At 32.4% G+C, this 11,452-nt stretch carries 6 protein-coding genes; all 6 read right to left on the reverse strand.

Going from position 1 to position 11,452, the window contains the following annotated elements; genetic code table 11:
- Window positions 1-24 precede the first annotated feature (24 nt).
- The 6 genes from JL193_RS04095 to JL193_RS04120 all read right to left on the reverse strand — a co-directional run bounded on the left by JL193_RS04095 (window position 25) and on the right by JL193_RS04120 (window position 11,445).
- Entirely contained in the window at window positions 25-1,509 is a 1,485-nt protein-coding gene (locus JL193_RS04095; protein WP_207972610.1) for a glycoside hydrolase family 30 protein, read from the reverse strand.
- Between the two features lie 10 nt (window positions 1,510-1,519).
- The gene (locus tag JL193_RS04100) at window positions 1,520-2,803 is read right to left on the reverse strand and encodes a glycosyl hydrolase family 17 protein (RefSeq protein ID WP_207972611.1); all 1,284 of its coding nucleotides are present in this window, start codon (window positions 2,801-2,803) and stop codon (window positions 1,520-1,522) included.
- A gap of 124 nt (window positions 2,804-2,927) precedes the next feature.
- Window positions 2,928-6,359, reverse strand: a complete 3,432-nt coding sequence (locus JL193_RS04105; protein ID WP_437440083.1) for a 1,3-beta-D-glucan phosphorylase, GH149 family — start codon at window positions 6,357-6,359, stop codon at window positions 2,928-2,930.
- Between the two features lie 83 nt (window positions 6,360-6,442).
- Window positions 6,443-9,166 (reverse strand): PKD domain-containing protein, encoded by a 2,724-nt coding sequence (locus tag JL193_RS04110; RefSeq protein WP_207972612.1) that lies wholly within the window; start codon window positions 9,164-9,166, stop codon window positions 6,443-6,445.
- 29 nt (window positions 9,167-9,195) lie between these two features.
- On the reverse strand, window positions 9,196-10,011 hold the full coding sequence (locus JL193_RS04115) for a glycoside hydrolase family 16 protein (RefSeq protein ID WP_207972613.1): 816 nt from the start codon (window positions 10,009-10,011) through the stop codon (window positions 9,196-9,198).
- Window positions 10,012-10,029: 18 nt separating this feature from the next.
- Window positions 10,030-11,445: a hypothetical protein gene (locus JL193_RS04120; RefSeq protein ID WP_207972614.1), complete on the reverse strand. Its 1,416-nt coding sequence runs from the start codon at window positions 11,443-11,445 to the stop codon at window positions 10,030-10,032.
- Between the last annotated feature and the right edge of the window lie 7 nt (window positions 11,446-11,452).

An 11,452-nucleotide genomic window follows, 5' to 3' on the forward strand; every position in this document is an offset into this window, starting at 1 on the left:
GATTTTAGTTAATTCGTATTGCTATTATTTACTCAACATTATAGTTTGTAGTGCTTGAGCGTTAATGTTTATAACTATTTCTTTATCATTTAACTGCAATTTGAAATTTTTCTTTGTTTGCCCTTCATTAAAAACCACCACAGCAATAGAGCCATCTTTATTTTTTGCTGCAGTAACTTGTAATTCTTTATCTGAATTTTCTAAACCGATTACTTTTGCTTCTGGTCTTATGTATTTGCTAAAATGGGCCATTGTGTAATACAAGGGTGTAAAATACACTTCATCTTTCTCTGGATCGACGATTACTGGAGCAATGCACCAGTTTTTAAACCAGTTAGGGCCACCTTTGGTGTCTAAAACCATGTTCCAATCTACCCAACCATCTACATAATTATTTAGACAACCAATAATATCTCTTGCATACCTGTTTACAGGTGCATATTTTGGGTGCAAATGTTTGTCTTTTTCAGAAGCCCAAGTATAACCCCAATCTGTAGCTTCTTTTTTCCAATACCAAGCATCATCTTGCCAAACTGGAACTTCTGCATCTACACAAGCTTCTGACTGAATTAAGTATTTATTTGGCGCTTTTTGATGTGCGTATTGCAACTCTTCTGAAAATATTTCGAAAGTACTTGCATACCAATGAATGGCTGTTCCATCAAAATATTTAGACGTTTGTTCATTTTTAAACTGAGAGTCTATCCATTCTTTTAAGTGTTCTCTATTTTGATCGTACCCTAAAATTTTAATATTCGGATAGTCTTTTCTTAATTGAGGCCCTAAATGATGTTGCACAAAGTTGGTCATTTCATCGGGAGTATAATGCATACTTTCCCAATTATTACCATTTCCTAAAGGTTCATTTTCTACTGTAAACCCCCAAATATCTATGCCTTCTTTTTTATAAGCTGCTACATATTTAGAAAAGAAAAGGGCCCAAGTATCGTAATATTTTGGCAGTAATTTGCCACCTACCCAATGGTTATTATCTTTCATCCAAGGAGCAGCTGTCCAAGGTGAAGCAAATATTTTAAACCCATCTTCTGATGTTTTTATTGCTTCTTTTATCATCGGAATTAAATCATTTTTATCTTCTTCTATCGTAAAGTGTTTCAACTCTAAATCATCTTCTACAGGAGTGTAAGAATATTGAGATAAAGAGAAGTCACAAGAATTCATATGTGTTCTTGTTAGCGAATAATTTGCGCCTTCTTTAGAAAAATATGCTTGAATTATGCTGTCTCTATTTTTTTTACTCAATTTGTTTAACAAATAGGCAGATGCCTCTGTAAAAGCACCCCCAAAACCAGTAATGGTTTGAAAAGTTGTGTCTGGATATATTTTAATTGTTGACGCATTTTTAACATTAACAAAATCAGAAATTTTGGTTAGTTTGTTGCCTGCTGCTGATGTTTCGTAAACATCTACTACGAACGTTTCTACTTTTGGGTTGCAACTTATCATCATCAATAAAAAAAGTGTTGAGAAAAAATAATTTGTTTTCATTGGACTGGTTTTATCTTGGGTAATCTGTATTCGGTACTAAAACCGTTTTCATCATTTCTTCTTTATTTCCTTTGAAAGTTTTCGTGATTGGTTTTCCGTTTCTAGTTAAGCCTTTAAAAACCCCTTTATCTACTAAATGCCAAATGGGGTATTTGGCTTCTCCTTTTAAGTTGATCAATCCAAAATGGTTTTCGGATCCTAGAGGATTGTTAGCATCTTTCCATTGCTCGTCAAAAGCTTCAAAATAGAAACAAGAAATGCCTGCTTTATGGGTCCAATCTCTTATGTGTTTATAATACAAACCTTGTTTGTATTGGTCTGTGGCTCTAGAACCGTTTTTTCCATAATGCCCGCTAGAAATGCTTGCCCAGCCTGTTTCTCCAATATGAATTGTTTTGGTAGCATCGATACTTTTTACATAGTTAGAAACGTTTTTATATAATTGTTTCGATTTTTCTAAAGCACGCAACATTGCATTGTCTATTTTTTCTATATCAGATAGCTTTTGCTCGTCTTCTGGTATTTTCCAAAAACCTGGATCGTAATGAGAATAATGATAAGGATAGGTATGCATAGAAACATAATCTACAGCTTTAATTAAGTCTTCTAAATCTTTTACTCTGTAACTTTCGTCTCCACCACCCCAAGAAGAAAAATCGTCTGAACTGGTAATCCATAAATCTTTAGAAAGTTCTCCTTTTTTCTTTAGTTCTTGTAAATGATTTACCCATTTTAAAATTACACTAGGTTGTACATAATAGCTTGTTGCCCATTTTACCATGGCTTCATTACCCACAGCTATTATTTTAACAATATCTGGGTATTGTTTTGCTAAAGCTACTGCTCTTGCAATTTCTCCTTCGTTTTGTGGACTTTCTATGTGATGATCTGGGGCTATGTCTGTCCAAGCGTTTAAACAATCTATCCAAGCACCTAACATTACATACATTTCGAAATTTGGGTCTTCTTTTTTTAGCTCGTTAATTGCTTTTAAAACATTCGCTGCATGTGGTAATTTGGGTTGTACATTATAGGTTCTTAAAATTTTAATTCCCATTGCAGAAAGAATTTTTAGATCTTCCTTCAACTCATTAACAGTAGGTTGTATTTCTCTTGAATTTTCTCTGTACCCACCATAAGAAATTGCCAAATACGCTGGATTTCCTAAAATCTGTTTCGCTGTCATTGTTGTTTTTTTCTCTTTGGTATTTTTTGTTTCTTCTTTTTTAGAACTACACCCAAAACCAATGACAAAAATTAAAATTGCTGTTGTTATTTTTAAAATTGATTTCATACGCTACTGTTTTTATGTTAATTCTAAACTATTTCTTCTATTTTTTTAATGTGAAACCAATAATTACAAAAATCGCAGGAAAAAAAAATCGATATTTATGAAAACTATTAAACATTAACGTTTTTTATTTTTCTATGAAGACTATTATCTTTTTTATTTCTCCTGTTCTTTTGAATAATTTATTGCTGTTTTTTTGGTCTATTTTTAAATCGTTTACTGCATCATTTTTACCATCTGTGTAAAATATTTTTAATTTATTTTTATCGGATAATTTGTAAACAATAGGTACTTGGCAATAGGTAAAGCAAAGTGTATTTTTTTCTAAAACAATGGTTTTATTTTTACCTTTCACATTCACATAATTAAAGGTTTTAGATGTTGTTAAGAACTCTTCTTTTCTTAATAATCTTGGATTAAATGTAACCTTACCATTTTTTACGAACGCCCCTAATTCTCCCATTCTCGATAAGATATCTTCTTTTACTTGCCCAGTCATTCCTGGTTGTTGTGCACCTTTTGTCGCTGGTGTATGCGAATAAGGGTCTGTTGGAAAAGCACCATATAATTCTGGTGATTTATGTACTCCTATTCCTTCGTTTATTTCGTAATAATGATCCAAAAGTCTTCCTATAACTTCTTCACTTTCGTTATTATTAATTGCCAACAAACAGTTTTCTTGAACTGCTAACAACAATTTAGAAACCATGTGCCAATAAATTGAGCCTAAACCTTCGTAGCCAAAAAATGTTCCTGATCTTCCTGTAAAAGATTTATGATCGAACATTTCTTCGTAGATTTCTAGAAGTAAATTTTCTTCTTGATGCACTAAAGATTGATATTTTTTTGAAAGGTTTTCTAATCCTCTTTTTAAAACATCGGCATTATTAAAATTACCATTAAAATGATAATTTCCTGCGACGTCTTTATTGATAATTTGGTGGTTGCCATCGGCTAATAATTGCTGTAATAATTTTGATTTCTGTACTGCTTTTTTAGGTATGTTATTCTTATCTATAAACCTTCCTAAATCTTTGTTTGGATACAAAATATAGCTGTACTGATCTTCTCTAAACAACGCACTTGCTTTTAAACCATCTAAAGTTGCCAAAGCTTGTTTTGCGGATAAATGCCCAGAACTTAGTACTGCAACTTGACCTTCTAACATTTCTGACAAATAGGAAATAGACACTTCTTTCTTATTTTCTACCGTCATTAAATTATAAGCGTGATACATATTGTCATCACGTTTGTTGGCATCTATCGTTTGTTGGGTGTATTTTTTTGTGATGCTAAAGAAATCTAATAAATCGTTTTTAGAAATGGTTGTTTTTTTGTTTTGAAATCCGTTTTTGTAAATCGATAATCTGTAATTGCTACCTGCTGTTCCAACGCCATCTAAAACTGTTTTTCGGTCTGCATTAGAAATCTTTTTAGACAAAATATTTTCGTTTTCTTTAAGCGATGCAACTACAGCATTAAAGAAGGTTACTAACTCGTTAGAAATCGCAATGTTATCGAGGTTTGTATTCGCTACTACATTTTCGAAAAAGTCTATAAAACGATGTAAATAACACAAGGTAACCATAGAAACTCCATTGCCCACTAAAGCATTGTTGGCATCATTCCATTCTGGTCTTTGTGTATTCATCCAAATACCCGCTTCTGGAATAAAATTAGAGATTTTTGCCAACACAGTTGCCAGCAATTTCTCCATCATATTTACTCTGTAAATGCGATTATTTGCATCTCTTAACAAAGCACCATCTGCGCCAATTTGAGCTCTTAATTCATCGATTTTATGATTTAATTTTTCATCAAAATCAATGGTATCTTTCGGGTTTTGCAGCGTTTCTTGGTAGTTTTTAATTTTATAAGGCACCTTTGCATATACAAAAATAGCTTCAGTAAAATTTTTAGACAATCTACCAGGATAGTAATCTTCTATAAATTCTAAGAATTTTAATAGATAAATAATTTGATGATCTCCCCAATACCCAATATAAGACCAAGGATCATCTGGCTCTATAATTTCCCAATCAAAACCGCCTTTGGTAACTCTGTAAGGGTTATAACCATCGAAAGTAGAAGCATTTAAAAACTTAAAAATCATTCCTTCTATAAACTCTGGATATGAATGTGCTAAGGCTTCCCAATTTTGAAAAATATCTCTCCAGTTTCCTTCGTAATCTAAGATTTTAGCACCATCTATTTCGCTTCTAGTGTTGATAGAAAAACGGTTCCAAGGCCTGCTTGGGTCTCCATGTCTTCGACTAAATTTTAACGGTAAATACTCAAAACACAGTCTTTTAAAATCTTTGTCTTCATTGGTAATTGCTCTATTTTTTAAGTAATTTACCGTAAATTCTTGTGGTAAGTTATTAATTGTATTTTTTTGATTTTTAAATACTTGTTGATTTGCGTTTTTTAAGTATTTTTCGAAGTCTTGTTTTTCGATTTGATAATTGTTGTCGAAAATTCCACCTCTCATAATATTGAAAAGTGTATTTGCAAAATGTCTGGTATTTCTTAGTTCAATATTTCCTAACTGAAGTCCATCTGATGCACCAACCAATTCTATTAAATTATCTGTTCCTTCATCGATACTTTTTTGAAGCAATGTTAATAAATTGGATTTATTTTTAATTTGATGTGCTAAGGAATGATAAGATGATAAATTCTGATTTACATTGGCAATTAAATACCATGATTTTTCTTCTTTTGGTTTAAAGGATAAATTTTGAATGGTAAAATAAGCCCCTTTTTCTGCTTTTACATCTATTTCTTGCTCAATTTTTTCTCCTCTTCTAAAATTAGTTAATTGTTTTGAAGATATTAAATATGTAGGATTTTTTACCCCTAAAGACCATACTAAATTTGCTTTTAAAGCTTCACTAGGTTCTGCTTTATCTACAATAATGGCACTTAATGCGTAAATACCAATACCTGTTGAGGTTTCTAACTCGCTTTTTTTGTAAGCATCTACTAAATTACTTCTTATTTCTTGTATTGCAGATGTTACTCCGTAAGGAATAATGTTTTGTATTCCGTCTAAAATAGTTACTTCAACTTTAGCGTCTGAATTGTTTATTAATTCAGATTTTCTAACAAAACCGTATTCATTAGAAGTATTCCAATGATATCTAAAAATAAGTCTTAAATCTTCATTTATTTCTTCAAAAATAATTTTGTTTCCATAACTATTTTTATACAAATTTCTGGTGATGGAATAAATACCTTCGTATTTATCTGAAAAAGGTTCCCATAAAAGTATTTTGGTTTCTTTATGAATTTGCACAATGGTTTTACTACCTGTAATATCTGCAGACTCCGTAATTTTATCATCTGTATAATAAGGAAAAAGTGCATTTTCTGCGTTTTTTCTACCAGCGGTTAAACCTCCATTACTAGAAATAAACATCCAATGATTTGAGTTACTAACAATACTCATAAAAAACGGACGCATAGCATCGCTATTTGATATTTTAAAATATTGTTGGTTATCTATCGTTACTGTTTGTAACTCTACATTTTTATTAGGGCTATTAATTATATTCAATTTTTAATAAATTTTGTTTACAAAAAAGTTTAAAAAGGTCGAGTGTTTATTCTCGACCTTTACATCTTATTTTATTTTATATTTTACTCTAATCTTACATCATCTATATAGTGAGTTGCTCCTTCTGTAACAGTTCCAGAACCACTATCATCTGGTTTAATTACAAAGTTATTATGACCTCCTGGAGGAACACCTGTAAATGTAATTTCTAATTCTGTCCATTCATTGGCATTTGCAACTGTCTTTGTAATTGGTGCAGGGTTTCCTACACTTGGCTCATTAGGGTCATTAGAGATTTCGAATTGATATCTAACATTTGCTTTTGTAGAATACACTTTTACTTTAAAAGTTAAAGTAGAATTAAAATCTGAAGCAAATGCATTTTGTACTCCTTCCCAATGGTTAGCTCCTACAGGCTTTGTTACTTTTAAAACAAAATCTGACGTGTTAATACCTGATTTTGAAGGGTTTTCTGCTACTTCTGCTGTAATTGCATCTCCAAATTTTACCTCTCCATTGGTAGCCATAAAGGTTTCGCAACCTTCAAAGTTTACAGGAAACTGTGCTGCTCTTGTAAAAACTCCAGTACAACCACCTGTAGCACCTCCACCACCTCCACCAGCAGTAGAAGTAACTTGCTCAATATCATCTATATAAAAAGTACCTGCTGTTGTTCCTGGACCATCAATAAAGATGATGAAATTGCTAAAAGACTCTGCTGTTGCCAATGTAAATGTTAGCTCTTCCCAACCAGTACCTCCATGGGTTTGGTCGTTTTCAACTGGAGCACCTCCTGTTTCTACTTTTAGCTTTATAGGTACACTTACTGTAGAATATAATTTTAATTTGATAGATTTATCTGTTGCAAAACTAATTGGTGTATCTAGTGTGAAATTAAGATTTTCCCAATTTGCACCTTTATTTACAATAGCTCCCACTTTAGTAGCTGTGTTATTAACGCCGCTTAATTCTGGGTTGTCTATTACACTAAAATCTATTCCGCCATCTACTCTTTTTGCATTATAATCTATTCCTGCACAATCAAAATCTATTGGTAAAGCTAAAGTGGTATCTGTACAAACAATTGTAGAGTTTCCTGCAACTTGCTCAATATCATCTATATAAAAAGTACCTGCTGTTGTTCCTGGACCATCAATAAAGATAATGATATTGCTAAAAGACTCTGCTGTTGCCAGTGTAAAAGTTAGTTCTTCCCAACCAGTTCCTCCATGGGTTTGGTCGTTTTCAACTGGAGCACCTCCTGTTTCTACTTTTAGTTTTATAGGTACACTTACTGTAGAATATAATTTTAATTTGATAGATTTATCTGTTGCAAAACTAATTGGTGTATCTAATGTGAAATTAAGATTTTCCCAATTTGCACCTTTATTTACAATAGCTCCTACTTTAGTAGCTGTGTTATTAACGCCGCTTAATTCTGGGTTGTCTATTACACTAAAATCTATTCCGCCATCTACTCTTTTTGCATTATAATCTATTCCTGAACAATCAAAATCTATTGGTAAAGCTAAGGTAGTATCTGTACAAAGTGGTGGTGGAGGCGCTACAGCAACTTGCTGAATATCATCTACATAAAAAGTACCTGCTGCTGTACCTGGCCCATCAACAAAAATAATCATATCGTTGTAAGAGTCTGCTGAGTTTAAAGTGAATGTTAATTCTTCCCAACCTGAACCTGTATGATTTACATCTGCTTCTACTGGATTACCTGTTCCATCTTCAAATTTTAGTTTAATTGGTAAAGCTGCATTAGAAAATAATTTTAATCTTACCCCTTGTTCTACACTAAAATCTATTGGAGTATCTAAGTTAAAGAATCCGTTTTCCCAATTTTGACCCGTATTTACAATTTTACCTACTTTAGAATCTGTATTATTAATACCAGACAATTCTGGGTTATCTATAACTTCAAAAGATACATTGCCTGCGATTTTAGTTGCATAATCGATACCCTCACAATCAAAATCCATTGGTAATTCTAACATGGTTTCTAAACAAGGAATTGCGTCTGTAGCTATTTGCGTAATTTCATCTATAAAGAAATCTCCTGATGTAGATCCTGGACCATCGATAAACAGTGTTAATTTACTAAAAGATGCTGCAGAATCGAAAGTAAAATACATTGTTTCCCAACCTGTACCTCCATGGTTTTCAGATACTTCTACAAATGCATTGCCTTGTTCTAATTTTAACAATACAGGTAAAGCTTTGTCGGACCAAACTAGCATTTTTATAGATTTGTCTGTCGATAAATTTACTGGAGCTCCTAATTCAAAAGCAATTCCTTCAAAAGCACCACCACTATTTGTAATTTTACCAACTTTAGAAGCAGTTGCATTTGCACCTGTAAGAGATGGATTTTCTATAACTGAAAAAGCTGTTCCATCAAATGGTGTGGGTTCGTATTTTGTATTTGCTCCATCAAAAGTAATTGGTAATGTAGCGACTTCTGGTATTAAAATAGTAATCTCACTTGTAAATGATGCAGATGCACCAGAGGTGTTTTTTGCAACAAGTGTTACTGTGTATGTACCATTTTCGTAAATTTTCTTAGGATTTATCTCTGTTGAATTTGTTTCGTCTCCAAAATTCCACATATATGTATCTGCATTTTCTGAAGTATTTAAAAATGTTACCAAACCTAAATCTTGATTAAGAGTATATGTAAAATTTGCAGTAACTTTTGGTAAAAATGTGTTTTCATCTTCACAAGTAAAAAAGCTAAATGCTATGGCAAGCAAAAAGATGAATTTCATCTTATTTTGTACTTTAATTAATGTTTTCATAATTTATATAATTTTTATTTTATTGGTATTTATTGATAAACTTTTACGTAGTCCACTAACATTGTCTGTGGAAATTCTGTTTCGTTATTTGGGCTTCCTACGTAGTTTCCTCCTACTGCCAAATTTAATATGATGTAAAAAGGATGGTCAAATACCCAATCTCCAGTTACATCTTCTCTTGTAATTTGATTATATAACACATCATCTACGTAGTAATTTATGTAGTCTTCTCCCCATTCTATTCCAAATACATGAAATCCAGAGTCGAACCTATCATTGTCTAATACATAATCTTTTGTGATTGCTTGTCCTGCAGAATAACCAGGTCCATGAACACTACCTGCAATTTTTGTTGGTTCTTGCCCGCGATTTTCCATAATATCTATTTCACCACAATTTGGCCAAATATTGGTTTCGCAATCGTTGCCTAACAACCAAAATGCTGGCCACATACCTTGGCCAGAAGGTAATTTTATTTTGGCTTCAAAACGGCCATACTTTTGTTCAAACTTACCTTTTGTTGTAATTCTTGCAGAAGTGTATTGCGATCCTTTAAAATCTTCTCTTTTTGCGGTAATTATTAAATAACCATTTTGTACAGTCGCATTTTCTGGTCTGCTTGTATAGTATTGAAGTTCATTATTTCCCCAACCATTTTCTCCTGTACCTTCTTCAAAGTTCCAAACTGACGGGTTTAATGAGCCATTTGTGTCAAATTCGTCTTGCATTACTAAGTTAGAAAGACGTGTAACAACCTGCGTTTCGTCTGTATCGCAACTTTGTAAAACAACAAGAAGACTTAAAATTAATATGTACGATATTTTTAATTTAATTATATTCTTCATTTTGTATAATTTATTTGATTAATTAGTGTAGAAATATACATTATCAACTAAAAAAGATGCATTATTGTTAGAGACAAAAACAATGTACCCAAGATTGTTTAGGTTTGGGGATCCTAATCCGCCTCCACCAGTAGATAGTGTAAATCCGTTTAATGGTATATCGATACTAACCCATTGATTTTCTATTAATTGACTGGTAATATTATGCCCTCCAGCAGTACCATCAGTTGCAAGACCATTATCTGTTTTATCAGGTCCAAAATCTACAAGCTCTACTAACACATTTGATCCAGTAGCACTTCTTAACTGCACATCTAAGTGCAACATATCCATACCAGAAACATTCACTGTTCCATCCCATGCTGTACCTACAAAATCTATATTTTCATAATCGATATATTCGTTGCCATTAATAGATTGAGTAGAAATGTTGCCAGTATTACTACCAGCAAAAAAGCCTGGATTAAAGCCAGCTAAACTCGTATAAGTATCGCTATAAATAGAAATAACATCACTCGCATTTTTTGTAGGATCTGGTGCTGGAAGTACATCTGTTTTACTTATCGTTAAAGAGCCTTTTGCTGCTACTCCAGCAATACTTGCTGTTACTTTAGCTTCGCCATCAGATAAAAGAGTTACTACACCAGATTCATTAACAATTGCTACATTGTTGTCTGATGATTGAAAAGAAAAATAAGAAGGGCTTATATTTAGTGTGATATCATTACCTGCCCAATTGAGCGTGTGTGTTAATTCGGAAATTGTATAATTATTGTTTAATGAAATTCGTGATTCTTGGTCTTCACCGTTAAATAGCTTTGGTCTAGACTGTCCTATAGTACCAAGTTTTTCAAACTTTACTTCATCTAACCAAAAAACATAACCACCTTCGTCTGATGCATTTCTAGCTCCTTCTGCATACCAAAGCATTCCTTTTTCTGCAGTTAATTTTGATGGATCTGGAATTGGAATTACATATTTTACCCAATTGGTAGTTAAAGGTAAATCATTTAATGCAACTCTAAATTTACTATTCGTATCTGGATCTATACCAAAACCTATTTCGTTTATTTTTGCTGCTTGTGAGGCTTTTGCATAAAAAGTAAGGGCATCGTAACCTGTTAAGTCTCTTGGAAAACTTACTGGAAAATTTGCACCAGCATATCCTACACCAAATGCAGGTACATCTATTCTCATAGAAGCAGAACCTCTGAAAGTAGTTTCGGTATCTACAGAAAAAGCGTCTAGTTTAGAATCTCCAAAAGGATTATAATCTAAACCTGCACTAAATCCATCTATGAAAATATTTGGATTATTAGAATTATTTGCAAAAACAGCTTCGTCAGATAAATTTCTTTCGCAACTTAAGGTAAACATTAATATTAAACCTAAAAGAGGTACGTATTTTATTTTTATATTTTTTAGTGTTTTCATTTGTGTC

It is taken from the genome of Polaribacter batillariae (assembly GCF_017498485.1).
In the GTDB taxonomy this organism is placed as follows: Bacteria; Bacteroidota; Bacteroidia; order Flavobacteriales; family Flavobacteriaceae; genus Polaribacter; species Polaribacter batillariae.